The organism is Saccharothrix sp. NRRL B-16348 (assembly GCF_001280085.1).
Taxonomy (GTDB): Bacteria; Actinomycetota; Actinomycetes; order Mycobacteriales; family Pseudonocardiaceae; genus Actinosynnema.
Genome location: NZ_LGED01000014.1, coordinates 1 through 15,031, shown reverse-complemented (window position 1 = coordinate 15,031; position 15,031 = coordinate 1). Strand labels below are relative to the sequence as shown.

16 protein-coding genes and 1 riboswitch are annotated in these 15,031 nt (G+C 72.1%); of the genes, 7 read left to right on the top strand and 9 right to left on the bottom strand.

From position 1 onward, the window contains the following. Positions 1–450 precede the first annotated feature (450 nt). Positions 451–1,806, top strand: a complete 1,356-nt coding sequence (locus ADK67_RS04645; protein WP_442974104.1) for an MFS transporter — start codon at positions 451–453, stop codon at positions 1,804–1,806. A 1-nt stretch (position 1,807) separates the two neighbouring features. Here the strand turns inward: ADK67_RS04645 and ADK67_RS04640 are convergent, their stop codons facing one another. Beyond that, positions 1,808–2,731, bottom strand: a complete 924-nt coding sequence (locus tag ADK67_RS04640; protein ID WP_053715140.1) for a threonine ammonia-lyase — start codon at positions 2,729–2,731, stop codon at positions 1,808–1,810. 530 nt (positions 2,732–3,261) lie between these two features. Between ADK67_RS04640 and ADK67_RS04635 the strand changes: the two genes are divergently transcribed. Then, positions 3,262–4,425: a S1 family peptidase gene (locus ADK67_RS04635; RefSeq protein ID WP_053715139.1), complete on the top strand. Its 1,164-nt coding sequence runs from the start codon at positions 3,262–3,264 to the stop codon at positions 4,423–4,425. Positions 4,426–4,518: 93 nt separating this feature from the next. Here ADK67_RS04635 and ADK67_RS04630 read toward each other — a convergent pair whose 3' ends face one another. Together ADK67_RS04630 and thiE are read right to left on the bottom strand one after the other, a co-directional pair. Next, positions 4,519–5,274, bottom strand: coding sequence for a dioxygenase family protein (locus ADK67_RS04630; RefSeq protein WP_053715138.1), 756 nt, complete (start codon positions 5,272–5,274; stop codon positions 4,519–4,521). Further along, the gene (gene thiE / locus ADK67_RS04625; protein WP_053715137.1) at positions 5,274–5,933 is read right to left on the bottom strand and encodes a thiamine phosphate synthase; all 660 of its coding nucleotides are present in this window, start codon (positions 5,931–5,933) and stop codon (positions 5,274–5,276) included. Before thiE ends, ADK67_RS04630 begins: the two co-directional genes overlap by 1 nt. Positions 5,934–5,977: 44 nt before the next feature. Next, positions 5,978–6,089, top strand: a riboswitch (TPP riboswitch). On the opposite strand from thiE, the gene thiO reads away from it, so the two are divergent. Genes thiO through ADK67_RS04605 form a run of 4 tightly spaced genes read left to right on the top strand, consistent with a single transcriptional unit; the run spans position 6,090 to position 8,544 of the window. Beyond that, positions 6,090–7,100, top strand: coding sequence for a glycine oxidase ThiO (gene thiO, locus ADK67_RS04620; RefSeq protein WP_053715136.1), 1,011 nt, complete (start codon positions 6,090–6,092; stop codon positions 7,098–7,100). After that, positions 7,097–7,297, top strand: coding sequence for a sulfur carrier protein ThiS (thiS, locus tag ADK67_RS04615; RefSeq protein ID WP_053715135.1), 201 nt, complete (start codon positions 7,097–7,099; stop codon positions 7,295–7,297). The genes thiO and thiS overlap by 4 nt, the downstream gene beginning before the upstream one ends. A 1-nt stretch (position 7,298) precedes the next feature. After that, on the top strand, positions 7,299–8,054 hold the full coding sequence (locus ADK67_RS04610; RefSeq protein WP_053715134.1) for a thiazole synthase: 756 nt from the start codon (positions 7,299–7,301) through the stop codon (positions 8,052–8,054). 58 nt (positions 8,055–8,112) lie between these two features. Then, on the top strand, positions 8,113–8,544 hold the full coding sequence (locus tag ADK67_RS04605; protein WP_053715133.1) for a MarR family winged helix-turn-helix transcriptional regulator: 432 nt from the start codon (positions 8,113–8,115) through the stop codon (positions 8,542–8,544). Between the two features lie 261 nt (positions 8,545–8,805). On the opposite strand, the gene ADK67_RS04600 is transcribed toward ADK67_RS04605, so the two are convergent. Genes ADK67_RS04600 through thiC form a run of 5 tightly spaced genes read right to left on the bottom strand, consistent with a single transcriptional unit; the run spans position 8,806 to position 13,356 of the window. Further along, positions 8,806–9,480, bottom strand: coding sequence for a DUF4241 domain-containing protein (locus tag ADK67_RS04600; RefSeq protein ID WP_053715132.1), 675 nt, complete (start codon positions 9,478–9,480; stop codon positions 8,806–8,808). Positions 9,481–9,489: 9 nt separating this feature from the next. Then, positions 9,490–10,038, bottom strand: a complete 549-nt coding sequence (locus tag ADK67_RS04595) for a VanZ family protein (RefSeq protein ID WP_053715131.1) — start codon at positions 10,036–10,038, stop codon at positions 9,490–9,492. 45 nt (positions 10,039–10,083) lie between these two features. Further along, complete coding sequence (locus tag ADK67_RS04590) at positions 10,084–10,893, bottom strand: class I SAM-dependent methyltransferase (protein WP_053715130.1); 810 nt, start codon at positions 10,891–10,893, stop codon at positions 10,084–10,086. Between the two features lie 10 nt (positions 10,894–10,903). Continuing rightward, the gene (gene thiD, locus ADK67_RS04585) at positions 10,904–11,707 is read right to left on the bottom strand and encodes a bifunctional hydroxymethylpyrimidine kinase/phosphomethylpyrimidine kinase (protein ID WP_053715129.1); all 804 of its coding nucleotides are present in this window, start codon (positions 11,705–11,707) and stop codon (positions 10,904–10,906) included. Continuing rightward, entirely contained in the window at positions 11,707–13,356 is a 1,650-nt protein-coding gene (thiC, locus tag ADK67_RS04580; protein ID WP_053715128.1) for a phosphomethylpyrimidine synthase ThiC, read from the bottom strand. The genes thiD and thiC overlap by 1 nt, the downstream gene beginning before the upstream one ends. Before the next feature lie 216 nt (positions 13,357–13,572). Between thiC and ADK67_RS48580 the strand changes: the two genes are divergently transcribed. Next, complete coding sequence (locus ADK67_RS48580; protein WP_197289289.1) at positions 13,573–14,334, top strand: hypothetical protein; 762 nt, start codon at positions 13,573–13,575, stop codon at positions 14,332–14,334. On the opposite strand, the gene ADK67_RS04570 is transcribed toward ADK67_RS48580, so the two are convergent. After that, on the bottom strand, positions 14,221–14,826 hold the full coding sequence (locus ADK67_RS04570; RefSeq protein ID WP_053715127.1) for a LysE family translocator: 606 nt from the start codon (positions 14,824–14,826) through the stop codon (positions 14,221–14,223). The two genes, ADK67_RS48580 and ADK67_RS04570, sit on opposite strands and share 114 nt — an antisense overlap. Positions 14,827–15,031 lie beyond the last annotated feature (205 nt).

Sequence of the window (15,031 nt, the reverse complement as noted above, 5' to 3'; positions counted from 1 at the left end):
CGCGTGTCAAGGGGGGCGTAGTTCACCTCTGCCTGACCAGTGCTTCTGATGTCGCCCCCCTTGATACGTGTGGTAGCCCTTGTGGAGGTCGGTGGGATGGCACGGAGCCCGGACCAACGACGGACCCGCCACAGAACCAGGCAGTGGGGGTCATCCTGCTGATCTGCCCGTCCGGCGAGGACAGCTTTTGATCTTTAACCCCGCGCCCGCGCCGTCGCACTCATCCTGATCTTCAGCCCACCACTCGCTGATCTTGGAAGCACCTCACAGACGTCCCCCGCCCAGGGGGACCCCTGTTCTTGATCCTGCCACCCCACACCGACAATTTCGTGCCCTCCGCCTCCACCTGTGGACAACTCCAGGCGCACAATGGGTCGAGTGGCAGAGACTGTGGTGTGGGGTAGCGGCCGGGCCAAGGCCGTATTAGCGACGACCATCCTGGGCTCGGGCATGGCGATGCTCGACAGCACGATCGTCAACGTCGCGCTGCCCCGCATCGGGGCCGAGCTCGAAGCCTCCGTGGCCGGCCTGCAGTGGATCCTCGACGGCTACCTGCTGGCACTGGCCTCGCTGATCCTGATCGCGGGCTCGCTCGGTGACCGGTACGGGCGCCGCCGCGTCTTCACGTTCGGTGTGCTCTGGTTCGGCGCTGCCTCCCTGCTCTGCGGACTCGCGCCGACCACCGAACTGCTGGTCGTGGCACGCGTCCTGCAAGGCATCGGCGGCGCGCTGCTCACGCCCGGCTCCCTCGCCATCCTCCAGTCGGTGTTCGCCCGCGCCGACCGCGGCCGCGCGATCGGGGCCTGGTCGGGGCTGTCCGGCGTGGCCACGGCGATCGGGCCGCTGCTCGGCGGACTGCTGGTGCAGGCCTGGTCGTGGCGGCTTGCGTTCCTGGTCAACCTGCCGGTCGCGGCGCTGTGCGTGTGGCTGGCCCGCCGCTACGTGCCGGAGTCCCGCGACGACGCGCTCACCGGCCACCCGAACGTCGGCGAGTCGGTCGTCGGGGCGATCGGCCTGGCGGGCATCACCGGCGCGCTGGTCGAGGCGCCGGTCCGGGGAGCCGACGCGCTGGTGGTCACGGCGGCGGTGGTCGGTGTGGTCGGCTTGGTGGTGTTCGTCGTGATGCAACGCCGGGGCAAGGACCCGCTGGTGCCGCCCCAGCTGTTCGCGAACCGCACGTTCGTGCTGGCCAACGCCCTGACGTTCCTGGTCTACGCGGCGCTGGGCGGGGTGGTGGTGCTGATGGTGCTGCAGCTGCAGGTGTCGCTGCACTACTCGCCGACGGCCTCGGGCCTGGCCAGCGTGCCCATCACCGTCATCCTGCTGGTGCTGTCCGCGAGGTCCGGCGCGCTCGCCCAGCGGATCGGGCCGCGCGCCCAACTCGTCGGAGGTCCGGTGCTGATCGGCGTCGGCATGCTGATGCTGCGCTGGATCGAGCCGGGCGCGAGCTACTGGACCGGCGTGCTGCCCGGCCTGCTCGTGTTCGGCATCGGCCTGGCGGCCGTGGTGGCGCCGGTGACGGCGACCGTGCTGGCCGCCGCCCCGGACCGGTACGCGGGGGTCGCCTCGGGCGTGAACAACGCCGTCGCCCGCACCGGCAGCCTGGTCGCGGTGGCCGTGCTGCCGGCTGTGGCGGGCCTGACCGGCGCCCAGTACGCAGACCCGACCGCGCTCACCGAGGGCTGGCAGACGGCCCTGCTGGTGTGCGCGGTCGCGTCGATCGTCGGCGGGCTGCTGGCCCTCGGCACGGACAACCGCGTCCTGGAACCGACGCCGGACGCGCCGCCCGCGCACGTGCACGACTGACTCAGAGGTAGCGGGCGAACACCTCGGGGTCGACGTTCCCGCCGGACAGCACGGCCACCGTCGTGCCCGAGGACGGCCGCGCGAGGTGCGCGGCCAGGGTCACCGCGCCGCTGGGCTCGACCACGAGCCGCGCCCGCCGGGCCAGCACGCCGACCGCCTCGCCGATCTGCTCCTCGGACACGGTCACGATGTCGTCCACGTAAGCGCGCATGTGCTCGAACGTCAGCTCGGACGGCTCGGCGCGCAGCCCGTCGGCGATCGTCCTGGCCCGGTCGGCGGCGGGCCACCGGATCAGCGTGCCGACCCGCAGCGACTCGGCCGCGTCACCGGCCAGTTCCGGCTCCACCCCGACCACCCGCGTGGCCGGGCTGAGCGCCTTCACCGCGGTGGCCACGCCCGAGATCAGCCCGCCGCCGCTCACCGGCACCAGCACCGTGGCCACGTCCGGCAGGTCGGCGATCACCTCCAGCCCGACGGTGCCCTGACCGGCGATGACGTCCGGGTGGTCGAACGGCGGGATCAGCGTCGCGCCCCGTTCCGCGACCAGCTCGGCGGCCCGCGCCTCCCGCAGCGCCATCGGCACCTGGACGACCTCGGCGCCGTGCGAGAGGGTCGCCTCGACCTTGACCCGCGGCGTGTCCTCCGGCACGACGATCACCGCGGGCACGCCGAACAGCTTCGCCGCGTACGCGACGGCCTGCGCGTGGTTCCCGCTGGAGTAGGCGACGACGCCGCGCGCCCGCACGTCCTCGGTCAGCCGCGCCAGCGCGTTGTACGCGCCGCGGACCTTGAACGCGCCGACCGGCTGCAGGCTCTCGGGCTTGAGCCACAACCCGTCGTCGAACCGCAGCAGGGGAGTGCGGACCGCCGCGCCCTTGATGCGGTCGGCGGCGGCCTGGATGTCGGAGATGGTGACGAGTCCCATGCGTCGATCCTCACCCCTGCGGCGGTGTGACGACTACACGGGTCGTTACCGGAACTCCTCCTGCCTCACCCGCACGGATCAACAACATTCACACGTCCGTGGCTTGCTTGACCGAATCGCTTACATCTGGCAAAACCGCCCGAATCGGTGATCGACTCACTACCTTGAGTGAGAGTTAACTGTCAAACGCTACACAGCGCAGTCACGTCGGCGTGTCCTGTGACACACTTCGCCCTCAGATGGCTCCGGCCGTAACAGGTCACGGAGTCGTAACGTCGCTCGAACGGGCGAGTACTGGTCGGTAGAGACCGGGGAGGAGTGCCATGCGGGAGACGCGAGCGCTGTCCTTGCCGTGCGCTTCGCCGGGCTCGACCGCGGCCTCGGAGACCCGAGCGACGACCCGGGCGAGAAGTAAAGGGGTGGGGCGACCCCTGCCGCCGCCCCACCACCCGTCCCCCTAGAGCCCCCGAGAGCGGTCCCTGCAACCAGGCTCTCGGGTTCCCTGCACCCGAAGATGAGGGAGACGCCTAATGAACCGCACGAGTGCGGTCCGCCTTGCCACGGCCGTCCTGCTGGCCACCGGCACGGCTACAGCTCTCAGCGTACCGGCCATCGCGGCACCCGCCGCCCCCTATGGCGCAAGCCCGGCCGACACGGAGAGCTACCCCGCCGGGTTGCTCCAAGCGGCGCAACGTGACCTCGGCCTGACCGCCGAACAGGTCACCGCCCGTTTGGCGAGTGACACCCGGGCGGGTGAGGTCGAGTCCGCGGCGCGGTCCGCGGTCGGCAGCGCCTACGCGGGCTCGTGGATCAACGAGGCGACGGGCAAGCTGGTGGTCGCGGTGGCCGACTCGGCGAAGGCGGGCGCGGCGCGTGCCGCGGGCGCCGACGCCAAGTACGTCGCCTTCTCCCACCAGCAGCTGACCGGCGCGAAGTCGACGATCGACACCCTGTCGGCGCCGTCGTCGATCACCGGCTGGCGGGTCGACGAGCAGACCAACTCGGTCGTCGTCGAGGTCAACCGCTTCCAGCGGGACGCGGCGGCGGAGGCGTTCCTCGCCTCGGCCAGGTCGGTCAGCCCGGCGGTCCGGGTGGTCGAGGTCGACCAGAGCCCGACGACGCTCTACAACACCCGCGGCGGCGACGCCTACTACATCGGCAGCGGCCGGTGCTCGGTCGGCTTCGCGGTCAGCGGCGGTTTCGTGACGGCGGGTCACTGCGGTCGGGTGGGCAACGCGACGACCGGCTACAACCGCGTCTCGCAGGGCTCGTTCGCGGGCTCGTCCTTCCCGGGCAACGACTACGCCTGGGTGCGGACGAACTCCAGCTGGACCTCGACCCCGTACGTCAACCGCTACAACGGCTCCAACGTCACCGTGACGGGCTCCACCTCGGCGGCGGTCGGCGCGGCGATCTGCCGTTCCGGCTCGACCACCGGCTGGCGCTGCGGCACCGTCCAGGCGAAGAACTCGACGGTGAACTACCCGCAGGGCACGGTGTCCGGCCTGACCCGGACCAACGCCTGCGCGGAGCCGGGTGACTCGGGCGGCTCGTGGGTCGCGGGCTCCGGCTACAGCCAGGCCCAGGGCGTGACCTCCGGCGGTTCGGGCAACTGCTCCTCCGGCGGCACGACCTACTTCCAGCCGGTCGGCGAGATCCTCAGCGCCTACGGGTTGAGCCTGACCCGCGGCTGACCTCGCGGACGTCAGGCGCGCGGTCGTCCCTGCGGATCGCGCACCGCTTGGAGAACGCCCCCGGGCCGTCGGCTCGGGGGCGTTCTCGCGGTGTCACGCGAACTGCACGGACCGCTTGGACAGGCCGTACCAGAAGCCGTCGACGGTGGTCGTGGCCTCCTGCGCGGCGCTCGCGCCCAGCGACACGAACAGCGGCGCGAAGTGCTCGGTGCGCGGGTGCGCGATGCCGGCCGCGGGCGCCTTGCGCTGGAAGTCCAGCAACGCGTCCACGTCGCCGTCGGCCAGCGCCCGGCCCGCCCAGTCGTCGAACTCGGCCGACCACGACGGCGGCTGGTAGTCGGGGCCCGCGGACATGTCCACGCAGCTCAGGTTGTGCGTCATGAACCCGCTGCCGACGATCAGCACGCCCTGGTCGCGCAGCGGGGCCAGGGCGCGGCCGACGTCGAACAGGTCGCGCGGGTCGAGGCTGGGCATGGACAGCTGCAGCACCGGGACGTCCGCCTCGGGGAACATCTCCTTCAGCGGCACGTACGCGCCGTGGTCGAGCCCGCGCCGTTCGTCGTGCGCGACGGGCCGGTCGACCAGTTCCGTCACCTCGCGGGCCAGTTCCGGCGCGCCCGGCGCGTCGTAGGTGACCTCGTAGTACCGCTGTGGGAAGCCCCAGAAGTCGTACGTGAGCGGCACGGTCGTGGTCGCGCCGAGCGTGAGCGGGGCGTTCTCCCAGTGGGCCGAGACGATGAGGATCGACTCGGGGCGCGGCAGCGTCGCGGACCAGGACCTCAGCTCGCCGGTCCACCGTTCGTCGTCGGCCAGCGGGGGCGCCCCGTGGCCCAGGTACAGCACAGGCATCACGCCGACGACTGTACGCCCTTTAGTTGAAGTTTCAACCAGGCTGCGGCGGCGCGGGGGTCCTCGGCCTCGGTGACGGCGCGCACGACCACGACCCGCTCCGCGCCCGCCGCCAGCACCTCCGGCAGCCGGTCCGCGTCGATGCCGCCGATGGCGAACCACGGCCGGTCCGTCGTGCCCGCCGTGGCGCGCACCAGGTCCAGGCCCGGCGCGGGACGGCCCGGCTTCGTCGGCGTCGGCCAGCACGGCCCGGTGCAGAAGTAGTCCACACCCGGCTCCGCGGCCGCCGCCCGCGCCTGCCCGACGTCGTGCGTGGACCGGCCGATCACCACGTCGTCGCCGACGACGCGGCGCGCGAGCGGCACGGGCAGGTCGTCCTGCCCCAGGTGCAGCACGTCGGCGTCCACGGCGAGCGCCACGTCCGCCCGGTCGTTCACCGCGAGCAGCGCGCCGTGCCGCGCGCACGCCTCGGCGAGCACCTCCAGCGCCGCGATCTCCTGCTTCGCCTCGAGGCCCTTGTCCCGCAACTGCACGATGTCGACGCCGCCCGCGAGCGCGGCGTCCGCGAACTCGGCGAGGTCGGGTCGCGTCGGCGTGCAGAGGTAGAGCCGTGCGTCGGCGAGCCGCCGCCTGATCTGCGTTCCGTCGAGTCCTGGCACGGGCGGCACGGTAACCGCCCGCGCGTTTCGTGCGCTACGGTGGACGTGGTCCGCACGGGAGCCTGGAACACACCGGGCTGAGAGGGAGCGTGGTTCGCTCCGACCGTCGAACCTGATCCGGGTCATGCCGGCGCAGGGAGCGTGAGTGCCTTGGCAATGCGAGTGACCGTCCTCGGCGGTGGCGTCATCGGCCTGTCCGCGGCCTGGTACGCCGCGCGCGCCGGTTACGCGGTGCGAGTCGTCGACCACGGTTCGCCGCACGGCGGTTCGTGGGTCGCGGGCGGGATGCTCGCGCCGATCACCGAGGCGTGGCCGGGCGACGAGGACGTGCTGGCGCTCGGCGTCGAATCACTGGAGCTGTGGCCGGAGTTCGCCCGCGCGCTCGGCGTGGAACTGAGCCCGGTGGGCACGCTGGCGGTGGCGGTCGACGGCGCCGACGTCGAGGTGCTGGACCAGTTGTGCGCCTACCTGGGGCGGCTGGGCCGGTCGGCGTCCCGGTTGACGGGACGTGAGCTGCGCGCGCTGGAACCCGGTCTCGGCGCGGTCCGGAGTGGACTGTCGGTGCCGGGTGACGTGGCCGTGGACAACCGGGCGTTGCTGCGCGCGTTGCGGGAAGCGTGTGCCGCCAACGGTGTGGTGTTCTCGTCCGATTCGGAGCCTGGTGACGAGTCTGGTTCGGAGTCGGACGTGACGGTGATCGCCGCCGGCGCGTGGAGCCGCGACCTGCACCCGTTGCTGCGCGACGTGATCCGGCCGGTGAAGGGCGAGATCCTGCGGCTGTCGGCGCGCCCCGGCGCGTTGCCGCCGCCCCGGCACACGATCCGCGCCCACGTCCGCGGCCGTCCCGTCTACCTGGTGCCGCGCGAGGGCGGGTTCGTGCTCGGCGCCACCCAGTACGAGGCCGGCTTCGACGGCGACGTCACCGTGGGCGGCGTCCGCGACCTGCTGCGCGACGCCGAGGTGGTGTGGCCCGGTATCGCCGAGTACGCGCTGACCGAGGCCTCCGCCGGGTTCCGCGCGGGCAGCCCCGACAACGCGCCGGTGATCGACTGGCTGGAACCCGGCGTGCTCGCCGCCACCGGCCACCACCGCAACGGTCTGCTGCTCGCGCCCGTCACCGCCCGGCGGGTGCTCTCCCTGCTCCGCGAAGGAGGAAACAGTCGGTGAAGGCGAAGGTCAACGGTCTGGAGCGGGAACTGGCCGACGGTGCGACCGTCGCCACCGTGCTCGCGCTGCTCGACGCGCCGTCCCGCGGTGTCGCGGTCGCGCTGGACGGCGAAGTCGTGCCGCGCGCGGCGTGGGAGACGACGTTCGTGCCGGACGGGGCCGCGGTCGAGGTGCTGACCGCCGTGCAGGGAGGGTGACGTGGACGACCCGTTGGTGATCGCCGGGCGCGAGTTCGGCTCGCGCCTGGTCATGGGCACCGGTGGCGCGGCGAACCTGTCCGTGCTGGAACGCGCGCTGGTGGCGTCCGGCACGGAGCTGACGACCGTCGCGATGCGGCGCCTGGACGCGTCCGGTGGCGGCGTGCTCGACCTGCTGGAACGGCTGGGCATCGCCGCGCTGCCCAACACGGCCGGCTGCCGCACCGCCGCCGAGGCCGTGCTGACGGCGCGGCTGGCGCGTGAGGCGTTGGGGACGGAGTGGGTGAAGCTGGAGGTCGTCGCCGACGACCAGACCCTGCTGCCCGACCCGGTGGAGCTGCTGGACGCGGCGGAGAAGCTGGTCGACGACGGGTTCGTGGTGCTGCCCTACACGTCCGACGACCCGGTGCTGGCGCTGCGGCTGGAGCAGCTCGGCTGCGCCGCCGTCATGCCGCTGGGTTCGCCGATCGGGACGGGCCTCGGCATCCGCAACCCGCACAACATCGAGCTGATCGTGTCGCGCGCGTCCGTGCCGGTGATCCTGGACGCTGGCGTCGGCACGGCGTCGGACGCGGCGTTGGCGATGGAGTTGGGCTGTTCGGCCGTGCTGCTGGCGACCGCCGTGACCAGGGCGCAGGACCCCGAACGGATGGCGGCGGCGATGCGGGCGGGCGTGGAGGCCGGTCGGCTGGCCAGGTTGGCGGGTCGGATCCCGAAGCGGTTCTGGGCGCACGCGTCGAGTCCGGCAGTGGGGTGATTGCGGGGCACGGCATGATGGATGCTCATCGTGTCCACCAGCCCGAGGAGGAAATGCCGTGACGGCCGACCAGGTCGAGGACGCCACCGCCCGGCTGTACCTCTCGATCGGCAGGCTATCCCGGCTGCTGAGGCGCACCGGGTCGCCCGGGCTCGGGCCGGGCGCGGTGTCGGCGTTGGCCACGTTGGCGCAGTGCGGGCCCATGCGGTTGGGCGACCTGGCCGCGAAGGAGGGTGTCGCGCCGCCGACGCTGTCGCGGATCGTGGCGGCGCTCGTGGAGGCCCGGTACGTGCGGCGTGAGCCGGACCCGCAGGACGGGCGTGCCTGGTTGGCGACGCCGACGCCGGAGGGCGTGACCATGGTGTCGGGGGTGCGGTCGGCGCGGGTGCGGGAGCTGCAGCGGCGGATCGAGCAGCTGGCGCCGGAACACCGCGACGCGCTCGTCAACGCCCTGCCGGCGTTGGAGGAACTGGTCGGCGAGACGACCTGAGGCAGTTGTCCACAGCCAGCCCGCGCGGTCACCGAATTGTCGTACCCGTGTGGCAGGGTAAAAGCAGGGGTCCCCTGGGCGGGGACGCCTGCGTAGCGATCGTTCGGCACCGGTGTACCTGCGGCGCGGGTAAACCCCCTGCACTGCTCCACCTGCGGTGCAGGTCTGCCCCCGGCAGGGTCTACCTGTGGTGCGGGAAGCCCCGGCACCGGTCTGCCCGCGGTGCGGGTTTACCTGCGTGTGGCACGAGAGGCGGCTACCTCATTTGGTGTGCTCCGGCGTGGCGCCGTGCAGCACGAACGTGTCCACCGCGTAGCACGCCACGTCGCCCGCCCCGGTGCGCCCGATCCACGTCGGGTACGAGCCGTCGCCCCAACCGCTGACGAAGGCGACCAACGCGTTGCCGGTCTCCGGGTCGCGCATCGGCGCCGCCTGGGCGTCGAACACGTCGTCGTAGGCCGTGTCGTGGTTGTCGTCCAGCCACTCGCCCATCGCGTGGGCCACGTCGGCGTCCACGAAGCAGCCCGTGCCGGTGTCCACGCCGAACCCGTAGAACTCGTTGTCCCCCAGCTCCGCCACGTCCTGCCCCGCCACCACCGCCAACTCCCACGACACCACGGGCTCCCGCGAGACGACCAGCCGCGCGGCGGCCACCCGCACGTGGTCGGGGCTGTCCGCGAACCGGACCACCGCGACCTCGACCGGGTACTCGCCGGGCGCGACGCCGACGGTGAACGGCTCGGCGTCGAGGTCGAGGTGACCGGGATCGGCGGCGACCACCCGGCCGCTCGACAGCCGCACCGAACCCGCCTCGACGAACTCGGTCACCACGGCCCCCGGCTTGGGCATCGTCCACCGCACCCCCGGCCGGAACACCAGGTCGGCGAACCGGGGAAGAGCGGGACGGGGACGGGTGGCGGTCGTGTTCTCGATCATGCGGGCACCCTACTGACGACCACCGACAGTCAGCCGAGGCCGAGGCCGAGGCGAGCTGCCCGCGACGGCGGTCAGCAACCACGCCACCAGCACGGCGACGGACGCGCCCACGGTGTTGTTGATGAAGTCCTGCGCCTCGCACACCCCGATCGCCGTCAACGCCTGCACGAACTCCACCGCCCCGCTGAACGCCGCCGCGACGCCGAGCACCGCGAGCGGCCGGCGGGTGGCGAGCGTGGCGAAGAACGCGAACGGCGCCAGCATCACCAGGTTCAGCCGCGCCAACGACCCCGCCATCGAGAAGTCGTTCGCGACGCACATCCCGATCGGATCGGTCGTGGCGACCGAGAACGACCCGCCCGGCCGCGCCAGGGTCACCGCGAGCGCCAATGCCAACCCGCACCCGGCCAGCACGGCGGGCAACGCCGCCCACCCGCGCCGCCGCGCCACGACGAAACCGACGGTGCCCAACAACAACGACCCCGCGAACAGCGCCGCGACGGCCTCGGGTTGGCTCAACACCAGCTCGGCGATGTAAGCGTCCTGAAGTGCGCTCATGACTTACAGGACGCACGAGTACCGCACCGGTGGCTTAGAGCATCCTTAGAACCGGTACCGCAGCACCCGTCCGACGTCCCTGACCTTCGGCAACCGCGCCATCACCCACATCGGGACCCGCGCCGACCACGGTTCGGCGGCGACCTGCGGCAACTCCACCGAACGCACCGCGTCCACGCACCTCAACCCGTCGTGCCAGCCCTCGACGACGGCCGGGTCGTCCAACCCCCACCGCAGCGTCGCCCCCGCCCGCCGCACCGCCGGCACGAGCTTCTGCAACCTGATCCCGAACGACCCGTACACGTCGAACAGCAGCTCACCGCCCGTGAACCGCCCGGTGACCCGCCGCACCAGCCCGCGCACCTCGTCCCCGGTCAGGTACATGGTCAAGCCCTCGAACACGGCGACCACGGGCCGGTCCGCCGGCACCTCGTCCCACCACCCGTCGTCGGTGACGGACGCGTGCACCAGCCGGTAGTCCCCGGCCGGCACGTCCAGCAGCCGTTCCCGCAGCGCGGCCACCGCCGGGAAGTCGACGTCCACCCACCGCACCCCCGGCCCGAACGCCATCCGCTGCGCCCGCGTGTCCAGCCCGCACGCCAGGTGCAGCACGGTCGCCGACGGGTGCCGGGCCAGGAAGTCGGCCGTCCAGTCGTCCAGCAGCTTCGCGCGCATGGCGACCCCCGCCGCCGTCGACGCCGTGATGCCCGTCCGCGGGAAGTCGTACTCGATGCGCGACACGGCGTCGAGCGCCGCCGTGTCGCCGAGGATCGGGCGCTGGGCGCGGGCGTCGAGCGCCCGCGCGTACAGCGTCGCCAACATCGTCTCCGGGGCGCCGGTCAACTCGACCTTCACCCCGTCGACGCTAGCCCTCCAACCGCCACAGCGGCGACACGGGACCGACCCCGCCGCCCAACGGGTACGCGGCGGCCACCGAGCGGACGATGAAGTCCTTGCCGAACCGCACCGCCGACGGCACGTCCGCACCCCGCGCGAGCTGCGACGCGATCGCCGACGCGAGCGTGTCGCCGCTGCCGTGCGTGTGCTTGACGTCGTAGCGCGGCCCGAGCAGCTCGACGAACTCCGACCCGTCGTACAGCACGTCGAGGCACTCCGGGTCGTCCCACAGGTGCCCGCCCTTGACCAGCACCCACCGCGGGCCCATCGCGTGCAGCGCCTCGGCGGCCTTGCGCTGGTCGGCACGGCTGCGCACGTCGATGCCGGTGAGCAGCCGCACCTCGTCCAGGTTCGGCGTCACCAGCGTCGCCCGCGGGAACAGCAACGTCCGCAACGCGTCCAGCGCGTCGTCGGCCAACAGCTGGTTGCCGTGCATCGACGCCGCCACCGGGTCCACCACGAACGGCCCGACGTCGACCCGGTCCACCGCCGCCGCGACCGCCTCGATGATCGCCGCCGACGCCAGCATCCCCGTCTTCGCCGCGTCCACCCCGATGTCCGTGGCCACCGCCTCGATCTGCGCGGCCACCACGTCCGCCGGCACCTCGGTGTACCCGGTGACGCCCAGCGAGTTCTGCACGGTCACCGCCGTGACCGCCGTCATCCCGTGCACACCGCACGCGAACAACGTCCGCAGATCGGCCTGCAGGCCCGCACCACCGCCGGAATCCGACCCGGCGATGGTGAGGACCCTCGGTGGCGTGGACGCCATCACTCGACCACCGGCAGGTACACCTTGGCCCCGTGGTCGGTGAACTCGTGCGACTTCTCCGACATGCCCGCCTCGATCGCCTCCACAGTGGACAGACCGCGCTCCTCCGCGTACCGCCGCACGTCCTGGGTGATCTTCATCGAGCAGAACTTCGGCCCGCACATCGAGCAGAAGTGCGCCGTCTTCGCGGGCGCCGCGGGCAGCGTCTCGTCGTGGAACGACCGCGCGGTGTCCGGGTCGAGCGACAGGTTGAACTGGTCCTCCCACCGGAAGTCGAACCGCGCCTTCGACAGCGCGTCGTCCCAGTCCTGCACGCCCGGGTGCCCCTTGGCCAGGTCAGCGCTGTGCGCCGCGATCTTGTACGTGATCACGCCGGTCTTCACGTCGTCCCGGTTCGGCAGGCCCAGGTGCTCCTTCGGCGTGACGTAGCACAGCATCGCCGTGCCCAACCAGCCGATCTGCGCCGCGCCGATCGCCGACGTGATGTGGTCGTACGCGGGCGCGATGTCCGTCGCCAGCGGCCCGAGCGTGTAGAACGGCGCCTCGCCGCACCACTCCTCCTCCAGCCGCACGTTCTCCGCGATCTTGTGCATCGGCACGTGACCCGGACCCTCGATCATCACCTGCACGTCGTGCGCGCGGGCGATGTGCGTGAGCTCGCCCAGCGTCCTGAGCTCGGCGAACTGCGCCTCGTCGTTCGCGTCCGCGATCGAACCCGGCCGCAACCCGTCACCCAGCGAGAACGTCACGTCGTAAGCGCGCAGGATCTCGCACAGCTCCTCGAAGTGCGTGTAGAGGAAGCTCTCCTTGTGGTGCGCCAGGCACCACGCCGCCATGATCGACCCGCCGCGCGACACGATGCCCGTGACCCGCTTCGCGGTCAGCGGCACGTACCGCAGCAGCACGCCCGCGTGCACCGTCATGTAGTCGACGCCCTGCTCGGCCTGCTCGATCACGGTGTCGCGGTAGACCTCCCACGACAGCTTCGCCGGATCGCCGTCCACCTTCTCCAACGCCTGGTAGATCGGCACCGTGCCGATCGGCACCGGCGAGTTCCGCATGATCCACTCGCGGGTCGCGTGGATCCGCTTGCCCGTGGACAGGTCCATGATCGTGTCGGCGCCCCACCGCGACGCCCACACCATCTTCTCCACCTCCTCCTCGATCGAGGAGGTCACGGCCGAGTTGCCGATGTTCGCGTTGATCTTCACGAGGAACTTCTTGCCGATGATCATCGGCTCGGCCTCGGGGTGGTTGCGGTTGAGCGGGATGACCGCCCGGCCGATCGCCACCTCGTCCCGGACGAACTCCGGGCTCATGCTCTCGCGGGCCGCCACGAACCGCATCTCCGGCGTGATGATCCCCGCCTTGGCGTACGCCAGCTGGGTCACCGCCCCGTTGACCGGCTCCCGCCCGGCGACCCAGTCCGCGCGCAGCCTGGGAAGTCCACTGTGGACGTCGATGGTCGCGTTGTCGTCGGTATACGGACCGGAAGTGTCGTACAGGTCGACGTGCTCCCCGTTGGTCAGCTCCACCCGGCGGAACGGAACCCGCACACCCTCGTCCACCTCGCGGTAGACCTTGTGCGAACCCGAGATCGGCCCGGTGGTCACGCTGGGCTTGACCGAACGGTCGTCAAGTGCCGTCACGACATTCCTCCCTACGCCGGCATTACCCGGTCAGGTTCAGGCGGTCGGCGGCACCGGGACCCTCTCGTCCCAGCCGCCCTCTCAGCCCGCTGTGGCGCGAGCTCCCGCGTGTGTTGAGTTGTTGTGTCGAGCTATCGGGCTGACCATAGCCACGGGCCGGTGCCGATGCCAAGGTGCGGATGCCAAGGGCCACCGTTTGCGCGTACCTTTCTCCGCGTGGCTGATCACCAGCCGTTCCCGCCCGGCGCCCGGCGCGTGGCCCGCCCCGCCGCCGTCTCGCCGTGCCCGTCGTGCGGCGACCTCGCGGGCCGCGGCTACCCGGCGTGCCGGTTCTGCGCCGAGCTCGTCGACCAGTACTGGCTGCTCGACTGGCAGGAGCTGCTCGCCGCCGAACAGCTCGCCGAAGGCGGCGCGGGGGAGCGTGAGCTGGCCGAACTCGTCCTCGCCGACGAGGTCGGACGCCACCCGTGGACCTGCACCGACTGGGCGATGACCCTGCTCGCGTGCACCCGGTGCGGTGAAGAGTTGGCCACCGGGCCCGCCGACTGCGTCCGCTGCGCCATGGCCGACGGCCTGCGCTGGTCGTGGGACCACGCCGGGCACCCGGAGGCCATCAGCGCGGGCGAGCACGCGTTGCGCGTGGCCAGGGCGACGTTGCGCGCACCGCACCGATCCCGTGCCGCGACCGTCGGCGCGTGGCGGCTGCTGCTGCCGTTCCTGCTGGTGGGGGAGCTGCCGACGGTCGGGCAGGTGCGGCGCATCAGGGCCGCCGTGCTCGCCGGCGCGTACGCCGACCTGGCCGGCTGCACCACGCACGTCGAGCTGGCGTCGTTCCCCGAGGTGCCCTGGCGCCGCCCCGAACGCTCACCGCGCGTCGAGCACCAGGCGAAGGCCCAACGCGACCAGCACGCCACCGCAGACGCGGTCCAGGGCGCGCCGAACCCCGGCCCGGGCGAGCCGGTCGCGGACCCGGTCTAGGACGCCCACCAGCACCAGGTACCAGGCGGTGTCCACGGCCACCCAGACCACCGCGAACAGCAACAACGTGCCTCGACTGGCGCCGGCGGGCGGGAACTGCGGCAGGAACGAGATCGCGAACACACCCAGCTTCGGGTTCGCCAGGTTCACCACCAGCCCCGCCCGGAACGCCCGACCAGTGGGTGGCGGCACCTCGACGTCCGACGTCCCCCGGCGCGCCGACATGATCGCCCGCACCCCGAGGTAGACCAGGAACACCGCCCCCGCGACCCGCAACGAGTGGTAGGCCACCTCGGACGCCGTCACCAGCACCGACAACCCCAACGCCGCCGCCACCGCCCACACCGCGACCCCGACCTCCATCCCCGCGACCACAGCCACCGCACTCCGCCGCCCGCGCACCGCCTGCCGCAACACCAACGCCGTCCCGGGCCCGGGCGACAACGCGATCAGGAAGGACGCCACCACCAAGGCCGCCAACGCACTCCACATCGACCCATCGTGACCTGCGCGAACCCCCCTCTCCACCCCTTTTCCACCTCCCCAACCCACCACCCAAGCGGGTGAACCTCAAAATGGGCATGAACAAAAACGCCGTTATCCCCCCCCTGAAACGTCGGTTGAAACAAAGAGGACCGCCCCTCAACCCCGCCCCCCGACCACCATCGACCCCGCACCACCCGCCGCACACTCGGAC

Bases quoted from the DNA above. Each gene is read 5' to 3' on its own strand.
- ADK67_RS04570 (WP_053715127.1), bottom strand. From the start codon at position 14,826: ATGTGGAGTGCGTTGGCGGCCTTGGTGGTGGCGTCCTTCCTGATCGCG.
- thiO (WP_053715136.1), top strand. From the start codon at position 6,090: ATGCGAGTGACCGTCCTCGGCGGTGGCGTCATCGGCCTGTCCGCGGCC.
- thiD (WP_053715129.1), bottom strand. From the start codon at position 11,707: ATGGCGTCCACGCCACCGAGGGTCCTCACCATCGCCGGGTCGGATTCC.
- ADK67_RS04630 (WP_053715138.1), bottom strand. From the start codon at position 5,274: ATGCCTGTGCTGTACCTGGGCCACGGGGCGCCCCCGCTGGCCGACGAC.
- ADK67_RS04595 (WP_053715131.1), bottom strand. From the start codon at position 10,038: ATGAGCGCACTTCAGGACGCTTACATCGCCGAGCTGGTGTTGAGCCAA.
- ADK67_RS04645 (WP_442974104.1), top strand. From the start codon at position 451: ATGGCGATGCTCGACAGCACGATCGTCAACGTCGCGCTGCCCCGCATC.
- ADK67_RS04635 (WP_053715139.1), top strand. From the start codon at position 3,262: ATGAACCGCACGAGTGCGGTCCGCCTTGCCACGGCCGTCCTGCTGGCC.
- ADK67_RS04640 (WP_053715140.1), bottom strand. From the start codon at position 2,731: ATGGGACTCGTCACCATCTCCGACATCCAGGCCGCCGCCGACCGCATC.
- ADK67_RS04600 (WP_053715132.1), bottom strand. From the start codon at position 9,480: ATGATCGAGAACACGACCGCCACCCGTCCCCGTCCCGCTCTTCCCCGG.